A 22,593-nucleotide genomic window follows, 5' to 3' on the forward strand; every position below is an offset into this window, starting at 1 on the left:
TTCACGTGTCGATAAAGCAGCAATTTTTTATTATCAAACGACAAAAGACTTTTTGGTCTACGATGCTGCTGTGCGCACTCATTTTATTGGTCACGCTAAGCGGGACCTTAGACAAACTGAATGCACTTATTTATCTAGAGCTTAGTCAAAACCTTAATCGACAGAGCACACAAGTGGTCGTGATTGAATCCGACAACCTTGTAGCGGAGCAATCGGAGATAATCTCAAAGTTAAGGGCACAACAAGCTAAGGCAATTGTCATATTCAGTCATGTTTCGGGCAGTCAGCAGCTTTCCTTTGATAACGTTTACTTTCCTTACGCAGATCCAAGGTATTGCTTACCCAAATTAGAGTCCTGGCTAGGCTATGAAATTGTCATCAAAGATATACCACAAACGTGCAAAAATGTTTGGCAAAATATTTTTGACCCCACATATAGTGCAAAGGGCCAATTGCTCGATTTCTCACTCGCCCCCCAAGCATTAACTAAATTTAGCGCCCAACGGTTGCTCTCCGATGATGTATTTTTAGCTCAACTGCAAGACAAAGTGGTTTTAGTTTCGCAGCGCCAGCTAGCCTTTGCGTTGCCTGTACGCGCCCCCAAAATAAACTCTTTTAAAGACCCTATCTACCTCCACGCATATATTGCAGACAACTTTGCGGAGCAAACTCTAGTCACCCTGATGCCCATTTCTTATGCCGCGGCATTACAACTATTGATTTTAACTATCTTAATCATCACCTATCAACGCTCAAGCTTTAATACTGGTTTACTTATTGCCTGTGCAGTCATCCTGATTTCCGTGTTTTCTACTTACATCAGTGTGCGCTTTTTTGACTACTTTTTACCAACCGGACAGATTATTTTTACGAACCTAGTTTCTTTGCTATGGATTTTCTTTTCTCGAAAATGGGTGGAAGAGATAGAGCTAAATGACATCATAGGTAACGTACAACAACGTATGATGGGTCGGTATTTACCACAAGCGTTTAGTGCACAAAGCAGTCCTTGGGATGCAATTATTACACTGGTAAACCAGCAACTTGCGCTCAATAGGTCTATTTTTCTCGCGCGCACTGAAGGTGACCACCGGCTCCATGAAATTCGAGCTATAAATTGCAGTTTGTCTGATATCCACGAAATGCGAAGAGACTACGAGCGTCCACCTTACTCGGATGCAATCAAAGCTTTTGGCGCACTGCATATCACACGACCTTTCTTCAATGATTTAAAAGAAGCCGAAGCCCAATATGTCGTTCCTTTGATGTATGCAGGTGATATTCGGGGGTTTTGGGCTATGACCGTTGAGCCCAACGAGTATTTTGATGAAGAGCGTTTCGTTCAGAATGTCAATCGATTTGCCAATCAAATCGGTGAGCTATTGTTTCATTTTCGAATATTTGAAAATCAGCAAAAAGCCAACACCAGTGCTTTAACAAAAGTACTCACACTCGCATTGCAGAAACCTTTGAGCCAACAAGTAAAATCCTCCATCGGTGATATGGAACAGAAGCTGTCAACGCTTGAACACGTGTTTAACCAAATCCACACTGCCGCGATCATGTTTAACCTATTTGGGCAGGTGGTACAAACTAATCAAAAAATCGAAGAGATAGCAAAACACAATGAGATGTCATTGTTTGAAATGACCGCATTGGACTTGTTAGAACGTGTTACTCATTTAGACAGTGAAAAAGCCAAAGGAAAGTTGCGCTATATCACCTTACAGCAAGGCGAACTTTACATGCCTGCCCAGTTGGGTCAAGCCACTTTTATTTTGAGTATTCGCTCGTTGCGTGCATCTCGCTCCACCAGCAGTATCGGAGAGCCTTTTGAAGTCGGTGGCATACTGTTTGAATTTATTGATATTTCTTACCTGATTAAGCAATTAGAAGACCCAGCTCTTTTATTAAAACAGCTTGAAATGATGCAACCTGTAGACCCAGAAGATAACGAAATCAAGGTGCAGACTTAATGGAGTGGGTACTGCAACTCTTTCCCACAGGCAGTGGCTTAGGTCAGTCTGTTATCACCACCGTCTGGGTAGGTATTGCCGTGGTTTGTATGCTGAACCTTCGGTTTGGATTTCCGCTCACAGGCTTGGTCGTCCCTGGTTATTTAGTCCCCCTATTTATTGTCACGCCCGTATCCGCTGTCGTGATCATCATAGAGGCAATCGTCGTTTATGCTGTGATGCTATTTAGTGCAAAAACAATGATGGAGCGTTTCGGTTTCAGTGAAATGTTTGGCCGAGACCGATTTTTTGCCATCATTCTGATCAGTATTTTAGTCCGGGTTGTGATGGATACCCTGTTTTGGCCACTTGTAGCGATGTACCTAGCACAATGGGACATCACGTTTGATTACTCTAGCCAACTATACAGCTTAGGATTAGTGATCATCGCCCTAACCGCAAACGTTATGTGGAATGGCGGCTTTAAATACGGAATGCGTGTCACGCTCATCCAACTCTTTGTGACATATCTGTTGGTTCGTTTTGTCTTGATGCCATTTACCAATTTCAGCATCGCTAATTTAGCAATCATGTATGAAGCGGTGGCGGCCTCAATAGTCGCCGCGCCAAAAGCCTATATTATCTTAGTGATCACCGCCTTCATTGCTTCTCGTGCCAATATTAAATACGGCTGGGAATTTAATGGCATTATGCTACCTGCCCTTTTGGCCTTGCAATTGATGCAACCGAGCAAATTACTTACGTCATTTGCTGAAACCGCGGTGATCCTCGTACTGGGTGGTTCAATATTAACTTTCACACGGCTGCGCCATGCAAATTTTGAAGGCGCAAGATTACTGCTGTTCTTTTTCAATATCGGTTTTTTATACAAGATCGTTTTGAACTATGTGGTCGTCCATTATTACCCTACCTTGAAAGTCACAGATACATTTGCTTTCGGCTACATGTTATCTACCTTGTTAGCGTTAAAAATATACCAAAAAAATGCCTTAGGATTAGTAATACGTGCGACTTTTCAAACATCTATCGTCGGTGGGCTCATTGCAATCACCACCGGCTTTTTAATCATGTTTATTCCTGCAATCTTTGCCACACAGCCTGCTCAAGTTGGTTCAAATGACAATACTGAAATTGCTTTAAGCCAGCAGATCAGCGCGTATAAAAGTTATCTTTATACTCAACAAACTGAGCCTGTATCAATTAGCCAGTATCAGCAAGCGCAATCCATCCAACATTTTGTTAGTGCGATTCGCGTACTCAATAGAGATCGAAAAGATCCAGAAAATATTCTCTTAGCAAGACGCCTTTTAGCTCAGGCACAGTTTTCACTATCTGAAGACGAACAGTACTTATATATCAAAGATACAGATACGAGTAATGTAAGAGGCTTTTTCGCATTAACCAAGCAGTCCGATAAATCTCATATAATCAGTGTCCCTTTTCCTTCCAGTGAACGTGTCGCGAGCGATGCAGCGGGGCTCTTATTTGAACTGCTTGGTAGCAATGCTCTCGTACTTGGAACACAGTTCACCCCGTCTATTGCAACACAGCAAGTATCACAACAAAGTCCCTATTACAGTGCATTTTTCTCTGTCTTTGAAGAATTAGAGGTATTGCAAATACGCTCAGTCAATCAATATACACGTGTTCATCTGCAATTGAGCCCGTTCGGCGTGAATAGCCAATTCTGGATTTTTAATCAACTACCTACCTCACTTTCTCAACGACAACTAACGAACTTAATGGGGTTTGAGCGAGGTCAATTTGGTATGTTACACGCCAGTAGCCTTCCAACCCCCGACTTTGGCGGGAGAATGGTTGAGGCGTATATTGATGGTGCCAGTTATTCCAACTTACTATCAGAGGTGGTGTTGAGCGCAAATAGTGGAAATGATGTCGCCGCCACATTTACCGACGCTAACCTTGAAGAAATCATCGATAGCTTTGCGCCCTACATCAGTGCAAAAGGCAGCAACCATTATCAAGAGCTCACTAATAATGAAGCAGCTCTGTGGGAATTTGAAATTCTCGGTCCGCTCTACAAGCTGGTAGCTCAGCAAACCGATCGCGCGTTTGACCAAGACGAGCTTAATCGTTTGGCACGAATAAACCACATTGCCAATATGATGGGCTATCAATTGCAAATCATTGATAACGATCAGGCACAGTATATTATATTGGCACCTCTAAACAACCAGCAAAGCCTACAGCAGGGACAAGGTCTATACGTCATAAACCTCCACCCAAGTGCGATGCTTAATATTCAAGTTCCGCGACCGTTATTTGAAAGTAACACGCTGAAATTCTCAGGTCGGCTTTTTGCAAGCACTGAGGCTAAAGCCCTGCTAATCGCAGGGGCACATCCATATGCAAATGAACAAGCCAATGTAATGGCCCCAGGCAATGTGAGAAGTCTATTTAACGTGATGCACCAAAGTACATTGCGATATTTCGCTGAACAACCTCTTCTGAGCCTTCAAGTACGCAGCCACAGTGCACCTTCGTATATTAGGCCCAGTGCCATCGCTTTTCAGTTTACTCACCCAGATACACAGCACACGAATACATTAAACGCGCTACAAAAAACATTAAATGACCTAGGTGTGAACACCCAAGTTGTAGGTGGGCAAGTACAGACCCGAGGGCTAGAGATAGGCACTTCGCCACAATCAGGCTATCGATTGTTTAGCCCGATCAGTGAACTGGCAACATTATGGCTTGCCTCTGATTTCAAACAGCATTTTGCAATTTCTGAGCAGGCCCTATTGCAACGGTTACTCGCGGTATCAGAGCGGCCAGAAGTCAAACCTTTAAATACATTGGTATTAAGCCCAAATGATTGGTTATTACATAGTCCCCCTTCTGTACACACCATTTTGCAGCTTGCTGAACAGTACTCACAAGACCAACATTTACCTCTACTGTCAGAATTTTGTCAAAAGTATCCTGAGTGTCGATTGCAAGCGGTGCGAATTGAGCAGTCACAGCAATTGGCACTCACGATTAAGCTGCACGACAAATTACTTGCGATTTATACACCCACTAGCAACAAAGTATTGACGATAAAGGACTTCAATTACGCTACAGGGGGGCCAATACATGTATTGGATTAAGAAATTACTCCGCCTAGCGGCCACCACGATACTACTTCTAGTGATCCTTTGGATCAGTTTTAAAGGGGCGTTATGGCTTGTCTCTGCAGAGCAATTAGAGGAGCGCAGCGAAGAAGAGACGCGTTCAGTGGTACATTGGTTACCAAACGACAAATATATTGCATTTAACTTTTCATCATCCAGAACCCGCTCAGTTAGATTGCTATCAAATGCCATCTTTGAAGGACAACAAGCATTTGATGAACCGGTTAATTATGCAATTGAGTACCAACTGCTTGATACTCAAGGAACGCTGTTAGATAAGCACACTTACCACCATGCATCTAAGCTTGTACTTGCCGCACAAGAACAACAAGTAAAGCAAATCATAGAAGACAGGAAAGCTCTGTCAGTTGCCTCAGGGCAATCATTTTATATTGATGTTTCTCGCTACCCCACTGCGAGTCAAATTAAATTAAAGCTAATTCCTGAAGAGGACACGCTCAGAGGCGTTGTTGTTCGGCTCCATGCACAAACCCCCACTGATACCGATGATAGTCAACAAATTTGGCTAAAGTTGCCGCTTGATTGGCGAGAAAGAATGCTGAATTACCACACACTTGGTGGTAATGCCCTCACCGCTTGGGAACTCACCAATGCCGTTCGCTATGATTGGCAGAAGCTAGCACCTCAGGGGATCCCTAATATTGATTTTGTCAGTGACATATTATACGAAACCCTGCCTTATAACGTCATTACCTATGACTTCTCAGCGCAACAATGGGATCTGGATAGTTTTTATAGCGCACCAAATTTAACAGCAACGTTCAGAGTTAAAAGTACTGAACCACTGCATTTTTCAGCCAATGTACCACTGAGCACATTACGCCTTACATGGCATGACCTAAATCAGCAACATGCCCCCTCTGAACTTCAAGCCGTCAGTCTAGGTGACAATTTATATAAGATAGAGCAAGTCCGTCCAGGGTTATTAACCGTTCAATCAAGCCTGCCGGCACTTACGCAGTGGTTTCAATTAGATCAACCGATTGCGGCGTTGCATAGCTACTATTATGTTCTAACAACAGATACGCCTGCCATGTACACAGTGGCAGGCGGCAGTGACGTAGTTTTAGACCTCAGAGACCTAGATACCGAAGATTCACACGCATTAGTCACTTTATACGATGCACAAAACCAGGCTTTCGCCCGTCATAAAATCAACTTAGAGTCTCGTATTTCGCAATTTGATCGGTTAATTACGCCTGAAACACTGCGTCAGACTGTCAATGAAAGTGAAAAGTATTATCTCAGGCTTCCTCAAAGTGCAACTAAACTCAGTATCTCAAGCCAGAGCAGCATCGCAGTTAAGTTACAAAGTAGACGCCGTGATTTCCACTACCAAAATGTCGTCTGTGAACAGTTATGTGACAACCCTTTAACTGACTTTGTGGAAATTGGCGCATGGTTCGCGCAAAAAGCCACCAATGAATTTATCTTTACTGAGTTACAACAAATTCTTAAGGTACGTTTGTTTGAAGCGCCGCCATTACCTGTCATTAAAGAAACAGACTACGCATCAGAGTCATTGTTTGAGCAACACCCCATTTCCAACACTGCACTTGTTTATAGCCCAGCTAACTATTTTGAGCCACTCAGTGAACCGACTCCTGTGCACTTTCGACAGATTGATAATATCCATTCAATAAACCCGACTGAGCACTCTACACTTAAACCTCCTAGTGTCATCGCCTTAATGCAAGATTTACCGCAATACATAGAGTTTAACGCGGCAAATAATGTCATCGATGACAAAATAATTGCTAGCGCAAAAATGGCAGACACCTTATTTATAAACCAAGGTAATAACCGCCACTTTATTAAGACAAGATTATACAAGGTAAGTCGTGGTGATGTGCTATCTATGAATTATCGAGACAAACATAAGCCTCTCTCAATTGTGATTAAACCTTTTGTTTATCCAGCTGCGAAAAGTGAGCAAATCCCGCTCATCATCAATACGCATCTGACAGGGCAGTATCAAGCTGGTATCACTAATGAATACACAGTAGCGGCAAAACGATATGCGTTGATGCCGTCACAAAACCCTGCATTTATGTTACATCCGCAATCAACCGACATTGTCAGCTACCCCTCTATTACAATAAAAATAGGGACAGACATGCAAACACTTGAAAAATTTGCGATCTCAGCTGAAGATGACATGTGGATAAGTATTTTAGAAGAACATAGCGCGCAACCACTTACTCCATTATGGTGGCAAAATGAAAATACATAACATTATCTCGGCGCTCATTGGTATTGCGAGCTTTAGCAGCTTTGCACAGACACAATTACAATGGCAGCAGATACGTAGCTGGGTAGCACAGCCTCAGGCCATTGCGCCTTGGAACTACCAACAACAAGGGACTGTACGAAGCCCCATACATAGATTAATTGCCGCCTCTGCTATACATGGAGGCGGCGCGCTAACGTACCGTGTGGCAGCCCCCACATGCTTTGTCTCTGTTCCACATCAATTTCATGACAAATATACACTCAAGATCGGGCAGGCATTGTTTGAGAGCTCATGCAGTATGATGGTATACAATACCCACCACAGGCATAGTCAAAGCCCTGATGATTTACCGATGGACTACTCTAAACGCAAGCAAGGGATACATGTGGCAGCTGTTAAGGCATTTCACTATGCCCACCCCAATGCTTCGATTTTTCAACTACATGGGTTTAATCAAAAAAAGCGCAAGTCACCTGAAGGGAGAAAAGCAGATTTTATTCTCAGCCAAGGTAAAAGTTATAATGCCAAGCTGGCGAAATTGCAGCGCTGTTTAATGGGTTTAAGCAGTAATACATTTATTTATCAGAAAGACATTTTCGAACTTGGCGGTACAAAAAATGTACTTCATAAAGTAGGACTGGCCCCCCACCGGTTTATTCATATAGAAATCAGTAAACCGATGCGCAAAAAGCTTATCTCTCAACCAACCAGTATGGAGCAATTTAATTTATGCCTCTCATACTCACGTTGATTGCGATATTCAGTTTATTCAGTTTATTCAGTTTATTCAGTGCCGGCAGCCTTGCACAAGACGCCAACTTGCAAGCCGATGTGCAATGGTATGACATAGAGACGTTAGAACTTGAGCGCAGTGCAGCTGATATTAGTCTTACTCACCAACAAGCTAAATATTTATTTTTACCTGCCGGTCAATGGCTTTCAACATCCAATGACACCCTTGAGTCGCTGTCATTTTGGCAGGGGCAAACCGTCAATGCGTTAATGCAAGTTTCTAAGCAACAATGGCTATGCCAACAGAGTATGTGTCAGATCAGTGCCTCTAATCGATCACGCATCTTCAAAGTCATCAACCACCAGCAAGATGGAAAGTTTGAAATTTGGAGAGGCTATCAGCATACCCATAGAGACCCGTTTCGCCGTGCCGTTGAACTCCCTATACCTGGCAAAACCGTCGCGATTGCACAAGAGCACACCACTCTCTATCCTTTGCACAACCAGCAAAGTGTCAAGGTGTATTTCAAACAGGCTAAAAAATTAAAGCTTACCGTGCATCGTGATTTATATGATTTACAAAAAGGGGGCCGAGTCGTCGCGTTAGTGAATGATATACCGGTTAGCATAGTCAACGTGTCAGAAGCTCAAGCACAAGAATACACCCAACACAAACTCGGTGTAGGTAATGTCGATTATCTCGCCGTCCCCGCAGATAGTTATTTAACTTTAACAAGTCACACTCAAACTTGGGTTAAACTTGAGCAAATGCACCGTGCTATCTATGATCAAAACGCTGCCATAAAGCACCAAGAAAAACTATTAAACCCTTATTGGGTCAATAATTTAGATAATGCTTTGCATGCAATTTATTTTGACGATGATATCAACCAACTCACACAATTTCGACCTGAAAAAGCCAGCACCCTTGAACTAAGGCGCCACCAAGACTTTATTAGCACAATTTCAACGGGGACATTTTTAACCCCACTTAGCAATGGCTCGAAACCACTGACAACACAGAAAAGACTGGTTTCGATTTATCAGAGTGCGCGCACCGCAAAACAGCAATTATTCCAAAGCCAGACAAACAGTATGTTGCAGTATAACCGCCTAACCAAGTCACTCACTTTTGATTTGAGTCAAGAGCAACGGGTAACAAATAATGCGCAGTTGTACATCAGAACTAATCGACCCGCTGAACTTGTGCTCGATATTAACGCTGTTCGCCATAAAATAGCGGTTACCCCAAGGCACGGGTTTGCCCCCATAAGCTTGGATATCGCTATGGATACAGATCATATTCGTGTTTTTTCAGCCAGTGATGCAAAAATAGAAATCGCCCTACAAATTCGCACGTTATTGCCGTTACCCAATAACGAACTACTCTATGCACAGCCTGGTAAACTCACACAGAAAAGCCCAACAATTTCAGCACTTTTATCGCGAATACAATCCGACAAGGTAAAAAGCTACATCAATAGCTTGTCCAACTTCAAACTAGAAACAGGCTCAAACAATTCTCCTTTGACGACACACAAAAAAAGTCATTGGATGTACCAACTTGGTGAGGTTGAATACCTCGCAAAACATGCGCCTACCAAAGCACTCCCTAAACTCAAGGCATTATTGAGTAGCCCTTTTTCTGATGTGCAACTGCGCGCTTGGCAATTGCGTTTAGCCTTACTTTCACAACTAGACCGAGACAATGCTGTACTACGATACCTTGGTGCACTCCTGCTAAGCCCAAACCCTGCACTAAGCCACTTTGCCGCAGAAGGTCTGCTAAGCCGTTATCAGCAAACTAATCAAGTCTTTAATATTCAGGGTTTATGCGCTCTTAAGCAACAGCTCAAAGGGTGCGCCGAGCTACTGAGCAGTACTTTACTATCCCAAGGCAAATTACTTGAAACACTGTGGCTTGATCATGATAAACAGCATGTCTCAAATACTCTCTATGACCGTTTAGGCTACACGAGCTATGGCGGGCAGTCACCAGATATACTACCTAGATATGATATTGTCCATCGCGAACAAGCCCAATTAATCGCAGAAACCGCTGCTTATAAAGCTTATCAAGTCGGTGCACAGCCCCTATCTATCACCGCCCATTCAGATATTAATATCCAAGTCAGTGCTCGTAGTTTGGGTATGCAGTCCGGTGAAAGTAGTCTCACTTGGTTACACCTTGACAAAGGCAACCACCTTTATTTTATGCCAATTTATAGCGATATATTATCGACCACTTCAGTCGTGACACCAATTGAAGCGCCTTTATCTGTGGCGTCTAACAGTATGATCTCATTGCGCGCGGGAGAGACGCTGACATTGAGCAGTAAACAAACCACATTTGCACAAATTCAAATATTTGATGAGCACCACTTTAACCCTTACTCCACACAACAAATGAGTGAGTTTGCGCTTGGTACGCCATTTTTGGAGCTCTTACATACCACCAATACACACAATACTGCTGCATTCACAAAATTACTCAATAATAGCTTGTATAGACTTGAAAACAGCACGCTCGCTGAACATGAATTCACCGCGTTATTCTCCAAGCTTAATGGATTAGACGTGCCCGCGTCACTGTCGAAACTGCACGACCGTGTACAAAGCTTTGGCCATTGGGTACCACTGAGAAAGTACCTGAATTACGCAGGTACTCAACTTATTGACCTCTCGCCAATTGAGACACGTAGTATTGCAGAGCAGATCAGCCGACACACTGCAAAAAGGGACGATGTCAAAGGGATCACGATCCGTCCATATCATACGTTGTCTTTAGATTTAAATGAGCTAAAGACAATGCAAATCCGGCTGATATTTCACTTCTCTGATGCAGAACTAGTATCAAATGCTGCAACTTTGGTCGCCATTGACACAGGGAATGACGAGGTCGCTTGGCCTATCACGGATCAGCAGAGTCCTTTTGGTTTAACACAGAATGAGTTAGGTAACGGCATTGTGAATGTCCGTTGGTTAAACCCTTACTTATCGCAAATTCTCCAAGTTGAAGTACAGGTTAAAAATGGCCGAACCTGGCAGAGTATGGAGCTGGACCAGCGTCAATTATTCTATTACACGACTCAATCACAGCCAATCTTAGCGCAGCTAGATAAAGACGCCTTGGTTAAAATAGAACGCTTTAAAAACAAGCTACGCCAAGAAGAGATAGGGTTTTATCCAGCTGGTAACATCGAAATTCCAAGGGACTATGCGCGCCTTGCTAGACTCTTTACTTGGCGACTCAATATGAATCGTCAAAAGCTGACGGTTGCTCCCCCTGTAGCGCCTCTGCAATTAAACAGAGCAAAGTTAAAGTTTGAGCGCCTTGCAAAGCACTTTAATGAGCCGCTGATCAACGCCAATGGTAATTGGACGCATATTGAAGGATTTATGGGCTATGACAGAGATGGGATTTTTCAAACGAATGATCCCATTGATACAGCCCATCGACTTGATTTTGGGATCCGGCTTAGAAATCGATACCGACAACACTGGTACCGGCTAGAGGGTGCCTATAGAGTCAATAATTTACGTTATGAGTCTTTAGCAATAAACGGCATATACAATTGGTTGGACCATGATACACCTTGGTATGGTGAAATCGGTATCTATAACCGATGGCAAGAGGCTGAGCTTGCTCAAGAAAGCCACTTAACTAGTCATATCGACGCGACCATCGGACAAATTTGGCGCGATGACGTCTCTGTTAGACATCAATGGTGGTGGCAACCCTACTATTACTACACCAGCATAGAGAAACAAGAATATTTAGATGATCCTTTCATCAGCCAAGATATGTATAACTTTTATCGTGCCAACCATATGCATGGCTGGCGAAGCGGTTATCGTATCCGTTATCAACCTTGGGTGGATAGTCAGTTTAGTGCCCAAATCAGCACGACTTCTAACGAGGATTGGACGAGCCTTGACACTGCAACTTTGAGTGGTAATTGGCAACAATACTATGAAGGGCATATTTTTACGCTAGGACTGAGCAGTAGTTATGTATTTGCCGATCAAAATCGCCCAAATGCAACTTGGCAGTATTTAACGTCGATCAGCTGGCAAACCTTGTTTGATTTTAGCGAGCATACGGCAGGTTGGATCAGCTTAAACTGGACCCAAGATTGGTTTAGAAACAACCATAACGTGCGCTTCGAGGTCACTTTAGGCAACTTGCAAAATACCGGCTTTGCCCCATTTGCTCATGACGAAATTATTTTTGAATCTCTACAATTGACCCATTTCTTAGAGCAAGACATCAATGGCAGATAAAACATTAAAACGACAACTACAAGACCTATTGTTTGCCGACACAGAGCAATTTTGGCTCAACCTTTATCAGCATAAATATCAAAAACTCGTAGACGAATTAGCTAACTGGGAGTTAGTAAGGAATAAACCAGAGCAAGAACAGACTTCGTACTGGCAGTTGCTACAAACCATCGCTTTTTTACGACATAAAATCGAGAGTTATCACGGTAACTTGCAAGCCATTGATGCTGATTATAAAAGCTTTATAGAGAGATTGAATAAAGCAGAATTGAAAGCAGAAAGAGAATTACATATTTTAAAATATGCAGAACAGCTTGGCGCCTCGCGGCTTGATTTGCAAAAAGACAAATTGGCGTTCGCACGTTGGTTCGACGAAGGGGCTGTGATAGCTCGATACCAATCAAAAGTGTCCGAAATTGAGCAAGACTTAAAATTCTTAATTGCCAAATTAGGGGCGCTTACCAACCGCTACCTGCGATCCAGTAAAGATGATTTAAATACCGCCTGGCAAAAACTCGACTTGCAGCCATTCTTTATTCATTTACTCGCTCACAGTAATAGCCTGCATATTCGTCACGGTATGATCCGTGCACTCGTCAATCAAGTCTCTTTGATCCATGAATTTAGTGCAGATCCTGAACTAGATGCTGAGCTGGTCGCCCAGCTCATTGAACTCCTCGAAGCTGACAACACACCCTACCTTGCTATCATTGATATTTTAGAAATACTGATCCATCAAAGGCCGACATTTATTCGCAGCTTTATGTGGGCAAAAGTTGCTGAATCGGTCAATGACTTTGCTGATAAACCTAAAAATAATGACCAACTTTTTATTTTAGTCGCGATGCCCAAAGTACTTGTGCAGCAACGTACTTTAACTGATTCAGATGTTAAACTGCTTCAACAGCTCAGTGCTCACCCATATCAACGGGTCAGGCAAGCAACAATTGAATGCATTCCTAATTATGAGGATAACTTTGCCCTTAAATTGTTGGAAAGCCGATTTCGTGATGAAACTGCAAACGCCATTCGCTTTACACTTGTTAAACAACTGACCGCGGCAAGGTTTAGCGAAAATGGATTTGCATTTAAACACTGGAAGCTTTGTTTGCAAAGTGAGGAAAGCTTCGAAATAAAGCGCATTACATTAGAACAAAGCGCAAGACTCATGCTCAATATGCAACTTGACACCGACAACCCAGATTCGGTCTTTGAGCAATTTATTGACATTCTTAACCTCCAGCTTGAGCAAGAACCCAATATTGCGGTAAAACGTTTTATATCTCGAACACGAGAGCAACTAAATAGCTTTTATATACAAGAGCTTATCGTTAATATTGAAGACCAAATCGCACTCGAAAACACCATTACCGTACCGGGTAATGTGGATCATCAAGACTTAGGCAGAGCACTCAGCTATATTGCCCAGTCAGAGCTTGGCTTTAATGGCTATCAGCAAGATGGGCAATGGCAGATCCACAATGGTACATTAAAGGGCCGAAGATTTTGGCGATTTTGGCATGAGTTTTTCACTCCCAGCACTGATAAACGCCAAAGTTATAGCCATACCAAAGCCAAAAAACCGTCCGCAGAGCTGCATGTGCCAAGTTGCTCAACAGCAGAGATCAGTGAAACCAATGTCCCCGGAGAGGCGTTGTTCAATTTAAAAGAGCACAGCGCAAGGCCTTACTTACCACTGCCTGACTATTTACTTTCTATCTTGAGTCAAGACCACCTGCCTAAGCAGGCAAAAAGCTACACACCAGATGGCATTTTAGTCATTACACGCCCACCAAAACTCATTCAGCGTATTCGCGCCTACTGGCATATTTCCTTAAAATTTGCGGCATTGGATAGGCTAAGAAAAGGTGGGGAACTGGAGCAACAAAATTATCTTGACGCAATCAGAAAGCTTGGGTTTCAAATTGAATTTATCGGATATGGTTCGACACTTAAAGCACAATTCCCCGTTGAGTCTGGTATTAGGCAGCTCTTTTCACGCGCGTCTATCACCACAGCACTCATTAATATAGGCCTTGGCTTCAAAGAGTACTTGTACTCAATATACCAAAATAGTATCGGCCAATTGGTATTTTTTGTCTGTACATTTATGGCCTATTTTTGGTCTCGACATATTAAAATTAGTCAAGCTATACAGCGAAATCGTAAACATATTCCTATCTCAATTGGTGGCTGGGGAACACGCGGAAAGTCTGGTACAGAGCGCTTAAAGTCCGCCCTATTTAGCAGCATTGCATTAAAGGTCATCACCAAGACAACGGGATGTGAAGCCATGATGATCTACACCACCAGTAATGGCGATCAGCATGAACTACCGTTATTTCGACCTTTCGATAAAGCCAGTATTTGGGAACAAAGCGATGTATTGGCATTTGCCAAAGCGGTCAAAGCAGATGTATTTCTATGGGAGTGTATGGGGCTAACCCCTCGCTATGTAAGAATCTTGCGCCGCTGGATGAATGACAACTTCGCGACAATCACCAACGCCTACCCTGATCATGAAGATATATTAGGCCCAACGGGGTTAGACGTGGCCACTGAGATGTCCTCATTTATCGGCTCAAACACCCAAGTATTTACTGCCGAACAGAGTATGTACCCTGTACTCAATAAATCAGCAGAGCAAAAAGACTCGACGCTCATTCAAGTTCACTGGGGTGAAGGTTTCCAAATTACGGACGATATTAGAGCCCTCTATCCCTATGAAGAGCACCCTGATAATATCGCACTGGTGTGCAAAATGGCGCAATACATAGGGATTAACAAAGATTATGTTTTTAAAGAAACAGCCGAACGCATTGTACCTGATATAGGTGTTTTACAACATTTTGAACAGGCGCCAATCGGTGCTGTGACACAATCTTTTGTCAACAGTATGTCTGCGAATGAACGACTCGCTACGATAGAAAATTGGAGACGCCTCAACTTATTTGGTCAAAGCCAGCAGCCTAAAGTGCAAACTATCGCCCTTATTAATAATCGTAACGACAGAATTGCACGTACCAAAGTTTTTGCTCAAATACTGATCGAGGATTTAACGTTCGATTACATTGTGGTGATTGGTACAAATGTTGACGGCTTCCTCGCATACTTTAAACAAGCTTTGCAAGCACGTATAACGCGTATCATTGACAATAATGATCGAGAAGACCTTGCAAAATTACTCGAACAGTTTAAGTGCTTAGTCTCAGATCAAATGCTCTGCGATAAACTAAACGCATTGCTACCTGACACAGGTTTGGATTGTCAAACCCTGCACAACACAGAACACATGGCTGCCTTTTTTGAGCAGCATGTCAGCTGTGGGCGACAACGTCGTTACTTAAATCACTTAGTTGAAAGCTGGCATATTGCCAATAGAATCATCTCGACAGAAGAACTAAAAAAACACCAAAGAGAGATCTCCGAACACCTAAACTCACTACTTTCGACACGCACTCGACTGATTGAAAACCCGTATATCAGCGCTGATGAACTCACACAAAAGATCGCAAAACTCGGACTGGATGGACAACATCAACTCATTATTGGCATGCAAAATATAAAAGGCGCAGGACTAAATTATGTATATGCATGGCAAAAGTGGCACCATCTACATCAAACGTGTGATCACTTGCTGACCCCTCACATTAGTCAAGCGCAATTTAGACAAGGCCTACTTAAACTCGCCCAAACTTCTCGAATTGGTGTAATCGAACACGACTACTTCAATGACTTTCTTAGTAAGTTAAGCAAATTACCCCACGCCCAAAATGAGTTTAGCCAAGCTGAAATAGCGCATTTAAAAGAACGCCTGCAAAGCAAAGATTCTAAATCAAATGAGGAGACGAAAGACGTAAAGCAGAACCGTGTAACTCGGTTTGTACTACAAGTCGTCGAATCATTTTTGGATGCAGGCGCAGCTGTTAAGCGCAAAAAAACGGCACAACAGGTTTATAAAGACATTGCTTCACAGCGGATCACGCTTGAGAAGGCCATTGCAGTCTTGGCAGCATTAAATCGAAGCCAGAAACCGGGTTGGCTGGCCCTACAACAGAAACGAAAGAAGCGTTTCAATCAAAAAAACTAATACTTTTTAATTAAATTAATCTAAATTCAAATTAAAGGAATAATAAATTCCAGTCATTTTTTGTATTTTAATTGACCCGAACACTTAAAACTAGGAAAATAAGATTAGTCAAAGACAATTTATTTTAACAATTTACTAACAAATGGATGTTGCGTAATCAAGTTGGGAGTATTATATGAAGTTATCCACGTCATCTGTATTATTAGTGACTGCATTGACAGCAAGCCAGAGTGTTCTGGCGGACAATAATTTAATTGCCAATGGTTCATTTGAACAATCAGGAAATATTTCAGGGACATGGAAACTCTTCGACAACCTTTCTGGCTGGGAGCGCACAGGCGCTCGTTTTGAAATTCAAACTGATAGATTAGGTTTAATCGCACCACAAGATGGCACTCAGTATCTCGAGTTAGACTCAACCAGTAATTACACTGCGTACCAAAACATTGCGACCGAAGCCGGTAAGCGTTATGTGGTCAGCTTTTATTACTCACCTCGAGTAAGAAACAACAACCAAACCAATCAAGCAGCGGTAACTTGGGATGGACAAGTTATCGCCAATCTAAATGGCACTAACCGAGGCTGGCAACATGTTACCGTTACTGTGACAGCCAATAGCGCACAAAGCACGCTTGCATTTACAGGCAGTGGCACGTCAGATTCATACGGTGCTTTACTAGATAATGTGTCTGTCACTGCGGATTGCGTGACCGGCTTGTTTGGTATCAACAATTATGGCAACGCCGGCGAAGGTTATATCTTTAACATCAATTTAGATACAATGACCTACAGTAAAGTTGCTGGCGTTTCTCATACGGCATCTAATATCGCGAGCAAAGACGGTGTGCTTTATTTCATGGAACAGAATGACAAGCAAACCAAAGCATCTACACTATGGTCACTTGATTTAGATGGCAATGTAGAGACGGCAGTTGCCAATGCAACTTCCTGGCCTATCTACCGTTCAGCCGTCAGCGACGATGGTATTCATCTACGCGCTACAAGTAAGACCTACATGTATGACTATAATCTACAGACAGGTGAAAAAACGGTATTAGGTAAACTGAAATATTCAGGCGATGACTTTAGCCATGGTGATATTGCATACTCAGCGGATAACAACACGTTATACGTATTAACAGGTAAAGCACTTTATACCTTAGATACAGCAGATATGAGCCTCACTAAAATTGGCGAACATGGCGTAAACTGGGCATCTGGCCTAGCGATTTCCGATACGGGCACTTTATATGTATCAGGCCGACAAAGCGGACAGAACGCAAAAATTTACTCGCTTAACCCAAATACCGCAGTGGCGACTGAAATTATGGAAGGTCCAGCACATATCAACGATCTCACTTTTGTCGATAATTACTGTCGTTAATAATTATTATTCTGGAAAAACCAGCCCCTTGGCTGGTTTTTTTATACCACAAAGCATCTAAACCTAGCTGGTAAGGCTTCCCCATCGCCTATGTGCTGGGTATACTGACGCGTTTTTCTTGCATAGTTAGTCAACACTGACTTCGCGTGTAGAGCTTTTGGGAACTGGCCTCCCATTAAAAACCGCGTCCAAACGAACACTCAAATGGGTAAATAGTTTGCCGCTACTATAAAGGCCAAACAACACACATGTGATAAATCTGGAAGTAATAAATATGAATTCAATACCTAATCGAGGTGAGTTTTTAGGCCACCCTAAAGGCCTATTCTTACTATTCGGCACGGAAATGTGGGAGCGATTTGGCTACTACGGGATGCGTGCAATTTTAGTACTTTATCTAGTAGCTCAGGTACAAAATGGCGGTTTCGGCTGGACCAATGCCGACGCACTAAGCTTATACGGTACTTTTACCATGGCCGTATACTTGACCCCGCTGTTTGGTGGCTGGCTAGCAGATAACGTACTAGGACAACGCAAAGCCATCATCATTGGCGGTATTTTAATGGCTGCGGGCCATTTTATCATGGGGATCCCACACAGTGTGGTTGCAGGCCAAGAAGAAAATGTCTTCTATATTGGTCTAACACTACTGTGTATCGGTAACGGTTTATTCAAGCCAAATATCTCTACCATGGTGGGCGATTTATATGAAGAAGGTGACAAGCGTCGTGATGGCGCATTTACCATCTTCTACATGGGCATTAACTTAGGTGGTGCACTAGGCCCGCTCGTTGCCGGCTATGTCGCTTCTGAAATCAACTGGCAAGCTGGTTTTGTGGCGGCAGGTATCGGCATGGTGATCTCCGTAATTATGCAAATGTTACTGAGCAAGAAATACTTAGGCGATATTGGTGTTATTCCATCAGCGAAACTATCACAGCAACAATCAGAATCGGGCACCAAAGAGCCACTAACTAAAATTGAAAAAGACCGTATTCGCGTCATTTTTACAATGTCTGTATTCAGTATTATCTTCTGGATGGGCTTTGAACAAGCCGGTGGCCTTATGAACTTATTCGCAAATGATTATACAGACCGCATGCTGATGGGCTTTGAAATCCCAGCGTCTTGGTTCCAATCTTTAAACTCCATTTTCATCATCATCTTTGCACCCATTGTTGCCATGATTTGGTTAAAACTGGACAAACGTGAGCCAAACTCGCCAGTTAAGTTTGCCATCGGCTTGGTGTTTTTAGCGCTTGGCTTCCTAACCATGATGTTCGCTTTAATGACCGAAGGCGCAGCACCTGGTGACACACTACAAATCAGCATGATGTGGCTAGTCCTTTTCTACCTATTTCATACTCTGGGTGAATTATGTTTGTCTCCAATAGGTCTATCCATGGTGAGCAAACTTGCACCACTGCGCCTTGCATCACTGCTTATGGGTATTTGGTTCCTATGTACAGCAGTCGCAAACAAAATCGCAGGCTTTGTCGGTTCGTTTATTGGTGAAGGCCAAGAAGCGATGGGCAACGCTATGGGGATCTTTATTGGCTTAGGTGCAACAGCGCTTCTTTCTGCGCTGGCCATGTATTTACTTAGTAACAAACTAGTTGATTGGATGCATGGTGCAGAAGGCGACAATGAGCCACATACACAAGCACATTACCTAGAAAAAGAGCTCGAAGTGACTGGTGAGAGACAATAACCCGTAAATAAAATTCATGAAAAATCCGCACTTCTGAGTGTGGATTTTTCATGTTCCAACCTAAAACTGTAAACTTTAATTTACACCTTACTACTTAATTGCCTATTTGGTTCACATCACGCGTATCACTGTAGACATCTTGAACAATCACATGAAAAACCAATAAATATAATAAAATCACAACCTTAAAATTAAACTTCTTTCTAAAACGTGCTAATTAACAACCTAGTTTTCAGTTTAATTACAGCTTTTCAATCTAAAAAAATTGTCTGTTTTCATTTTGTCTTAATACGGCACCAAATGTGCAATCAAATTTACAAAACAGCCATGAGTGAATTGATGTTGAAACCTTTCACTTTAGGTCATTTTGATTAATTATCCACTGCATAAATTACAACAAGCAATCCAGTGCTTAATGCAGGAGAATGACAATGAGTGAAGTAAATAATCCTCTTGGCCTTGTAGGTATCGAATTTACTGAATACGCAACCCCAGACGCAGATTACATGGACAAAATCTTTGCTGATTTTGGTTTCTCTAAACTTAAAAAGTTTAAAGGTAAAGACATCGTTCATTACAATCAGAACGAGATCCATTTCCTTCTAAACAACGAGCGTGACGGTTTCTCTGCCGAGTTTGCCAAGTCACACGGTCCTGCTATTTGTTCAATGGGCTGGCGTGTAGAAGACGCACAAAAAGCGTTTGACATTGCTGTAGAGCGTGGTGCAAAACCAGCCACTGATTCTGCCAACAAAGACCTACCATACCCTGCTATTTACGGTATCGGTGACAGCCTTATTTATTTCATCGATGTATTCGGTGATAAAGGCTCTATCTTTGAAAATGATTTTGAAGATCTAGAAGAGCAAAACATTGTTGAAGACAAAGGTTTCATTCGCATTGACCACCTAACTAACAATGTTTACAAAGGCACAATGGAAACATGGGCAAACTTCTATAAAGGCGTATTTGGCTTTGAAGAAGTACGTTATTTCGACATCAAAGGTCAGAAGACTGCGCTACTTTCTTATGCACTTAAGTCACCTTGTGGTACTTTCTCGATTCCAATCAATGAAGGTAAAGATGACAACAACAACCAGATCGATGAGTACCTAGACGAGTACAATGGTCCGGGCGTACAGCACCTTGCATTCTTAACAAACGACCTTGTTGGCTCTCTAGATAAGCTAGACAAAACAAACATCGCGACTTTAGATATCGTTGATCACTACTACGATACAATTTTCGACCGTGTTCCTTGGGTTGCTGAAGATAAGCAGAAGATCAAAGAGCACCAGATCCTAGTAGATAGCCAGAGCGAAAACTGCTACCTACTTCAAATCTTTACCAAAAACCTGTTCGGTCCTATCTTCATCGAGATGATCCAACGTGTTGATGACGGTGGCTTTGGTGAAGGTAACTTCCAGGCTCTATTTGAGTCAATTGAACGTGACCAAGAGCGTCGTGGTGTGATTTAATTATCCACCAGTAAAGACAAATTAAAAAGCAGCTTTTCTAAGCTGCTTTTGCTATTTAAACTTGGCCATATTCTGGCAAAAGCACAAATAAAAATGCATAGTCATATGCAGCTTGTAGAAAAAAGGAAAGACCATGTCTTTTATCAATGAAACACACGATATTAATTTAAAAAGCTGGGTTGCAAGTGCAAACCAAGCAGGTAACGATTTCCCAATTCAAAACTTACCGTTTGCGTCATTTCGTCGCAAAGGCAGCAATGAAGAATTCCGTGGCGGCGTAGCCATTGGTGATCAAGTACTAGATTTAGCAGTTGTTGCAGCTGCAAACATCTTCGACGGTGTAGCGCAAGAGGCGGTTGAAGCAGCAAATGCACAAGCACTAAACGAATTCATGGGTCTTGGTAAAGCACATTGGTCAGGCTTACGTTTAGCACTTTCTCGTGCATTACGAGAAGGCTCTGAGCACCAAAGTGCCCTTGAGAGCGCACTTGTAGCACAAGATGACGTTGAATATGCACTTCCGTGTCACATCGGTGACTACACTGATTTCTACACATCAATCTATCACGCAACTGCAGTAGGTAGCTTGTTCCGCCCAGATAACCCTCTTCTACCTAACTACAAGTGGGTACCAATCGGCTACCATGGCCGTGCTTCATCAATTGATGTATCAGGCCAGACTTTCCCGCGCCCTAAAGGTCAAACTAAAGCACCAGATGCAGAAGCACCATCATTTGGCCCTTGTAAACGTCTAGACTACGAACTAGAGCTAGGTATTTACCTTGGTAAAGGCAATGAACTAGGTGATGCGATTGCAATTGAAGATGCAGAAGACCACGTATTCGGTTTCTGTCTATTTAATGACTGGTCAGCACGTGACCTACAAGCATGGGAATACCAACCTTTAGGTCCATTCCTTGCGAAGAACTTTGCATCAACAGTCTCACCGTGGGTTGTGACAACAGAAGCGTTGGCTCCATACCGCACTGCGTGGCACCGTGACGAAAACGACCCACAACCAATGAGCTACCTAGAGTCTGCACAGAACCGTGAGACTGGTTCATTTGATATTCAAATGGACGTACTTATCGAAACAGATAAGATGCGCAGCGAAAATGCAGCACCAAGCAAGGTTTCTGAGTCAAGCTTCAAGCACAGCTATTGGACAGTTGCACAAATGGTTACGCACCACACGGTCAACGGTTGTAACTTCTTACCAGGTGATATGCTAGGTTCAGGCACACAGTCAGGTCCAGAGCATGAAGAAGCAGGTTCATTACTTGAACTGTCTCGCGGCGGTAAAGAATCGATTACTTTAAGCAACGGCGAAGAGCGTAAATTCCTTGAAGACGGTGACAAGGTTATTATGCGCGGCTGGTGTGAAGCTGACGGCTTCAACCGCATCGGCTTCGGTTCAGTAGAAGGCACTGTGCTTCCTGCAAAATAATTGAATAAAATAATTTCATTCAAATCAAAGGCGTGCATAAACACGCCTTTTTTTTATGCTTTTATACTGGATTTTTGTATAAAAATTGTTAGAGTTAGTC

The 22,593-nt window shown here is 42.7% G+C and carries 10 protein-coding genes; all 10 read left to right on the forward strand.

Annotated elements, in window-relative coordinates; translation table 11 throughout:
* Positions 1 to 5: 5 nt before the first annotated feature.
* The 10 genes from N473_RS08445 (at position 6) to fahA (ending at position 22,493) form a co-directional block, all read left to right on the forward strand.
* Entirely contained in the window at positions 6 to 1,976 is a 1,971-nt protein-coding gene (locus N473_RS08445; RefSeq protein WP_063367528.1) for a hypothetical protein, read from the forward strand.
* Positions 1,976 to 5,089, forward strand: a complete 3,114-nt coding sequence (locus tag N473_RS08450) for a poly-gamma-glutamate biosynthesis protein PgsC/CapC (protein ID WP_063367529.1) — start codon at positions 1,976 to 1,978, stop codon at positions 5,087 to 5,089. Before N473_RS08445 ends, N473_RS08450 begins: the two co-directional genes overlap by 1 nt.
* A complete protein-coding gene (locus N473_RS08455; protein WP_063367530.1) occupies positions 5,076 to 7,367 on the forward strand; it encodes a hypothetical protein in 2,292 nt (763 codons plus the stop codon). Before N473_RS08450 ends, N473_RS08455 begins: the two co-directional genes overlap by 14 nt.
* Positions 7,354 to 8,118, forward strand: a complete 765-nt coding sequence (locus N473_RS08460) for a hypothetical protein (RefSeq protein ID WP_063367531.1) — start codon at positions 7,354 to 7,356, stop codon at positions 8,116 to 8,118. Before N473_RS08455 ends, N473_RS08460 begins: the two co-directional genes overlap by 14 nt.
* Complete coding sequence (locus N473_RS08465; RefSeq protein ID WP_063367532.1) at positions 8,097 to 12,383, forward strand: hypothetical protein; 4,287 nt, start codon at positions 8,097 to 8,099, stop codon at positions 12,381 to 12,383. Before N473_RS08460 ends, N473_RS08465 begins: the two co-directional genes overlap by 22 nt.
* Positions 12,373 to 16,473: a hypothetical protein gene (locus N473_RS08470; RefSeq protein ID WP_063367533.1), complete on the forward strand. Its 4,101-nt coding sequence runs from the start codon at positions 12,373 to 12,375 to the stop codon at positions 16,471 to 16,473. Before N473_RS08465 ends, N473_RS08470 begins: the two co-directional genes overlap by 11 nt.
* A 175-nt stretch (positions 16,474 to 16,648) precedes the next feature.
* The gene (locus tag N473_RS08475; protein ID WP_063367534.1) at positions 16,649 to 17,857 is read left to right on the forward strand and encodes a DUF642 domain-containing protein; all 1,209 of its coding nucleotides are present in this window, start codon (positions 16,649 to 16,651) and stop codon (positions 17,855 to 17,857) included.
* A 274-nt stretch (positions 17,858 to 18,131) separates the two neighbouring features.
* The gene (locus tag N473_RS08480; protein ID WP_063367535.1) at positions 18,132 to 19,568 is read left to right on the forward strand and encodes a peptide MFS transporter; all 1,437 of its coding nucleotides are present in this window, start codon (positions 18,132 to 18,134) and stop codon (positions 19,566 to 19,568) included.
* Between the two features lie 431 nt (positions 19,569 to 19,999).
* A complete protein-coding gene (gene hppD / locus N473_RS08485) occupies positions 20,000 to 21,046 on the forward strand; it encodes a 4-hydroxyphenylpyruvate dioxygenase (protein ID WP_063367536.1) in 1,047 nt (348 codons plus the stop codon).
* Positions 21,047 to 21,179: 133 nt separating this feature from the next.
* The gene (fahA, locus tag N473_RS08490; protein ID WP_063367537.1) at positions 21,180 to 22,493 is read left to right on the forward strand and encodes a fumarylacetoacetase; all 1,314 of its coding nucleotides are present in this window, start codon (positions 21,180 to 21,182) and stop codon (positions 22,491 to 22,493) included.
* The last annotated feature ends 100 nt before the right edge of the window (positions 22,494 to 22,593 follow it).

The organism is Pseudoalteromonas luteoviolacea CPMOR-1 (assembly GCF_001625685.1).
Classification (GTDB): domain Bacteria; phylum Pseudomonadota; class Gammaproteobacteria; order Enterobacterales; family Alteromonadaceae; genus Pseudoalteromonas; species Pseudoalteromonas luteoviolacea_K.

Coding starts and splice junctions, on each gene's coding strand:
- N473_RS08450 (WP_063367529.1), top strand. CDS start 1,976: ATGGAGTGGGTACTGCAACTCTTTCCCACAGGCAGTGGCTTAGGTCAG.
- N473_RS08455 (WP_063367530.1), top strand. CDS start 5,076: ATGTATTGGATTAAGAAATTACTCCGCCTAGCGGCCACCACGATACTA.
- N473_RS08460 (WP_063367531.1), top strand. CDS start 7,354: ATGAAAATACATAACATTATCTCGGCGCTCATTGGTATTGCGAGCTTT.
- N473_RS08465 (WP_063367532.1), top strand. CDS start 8,097: ATGCCTCTCATACTCACGTTGATTGCGATATTCAGTTTATTCAGTTTA.
- N473_RS08470 (WP_063367533.1), top strand. CDS start 12,373: ATGGCAGATAAAACATTAAAACGACAACTACAAGACCTATTGTTTGCC.
- N473_RS08475 (WP_063367534.1), top strand. CDS start 16,649: ATGAAGTTATCCACGTCATCTGTATTATTAGTGACTGCATTGACAGCA.
- N473_RS08480 (WP_063367535.1), top strand. CDS start 18,132: ATGAATTCAATACCTAATCGAGGTGAGTTTTTAGGCCACCCTAAAGGC.
- hppD (WP_063367536.1), top strand. CDS start 20,000: ATGAGTGAAGTAAATAATCCTCTTGGCCTTGTAGGTATCGAATTTACT.
- fahA (WP_063367537.1), top strand. CDS start 21,180: ATGTCTTTTATCAATGAAACACACGATATTAATTTAAAAAGCTGGGTT.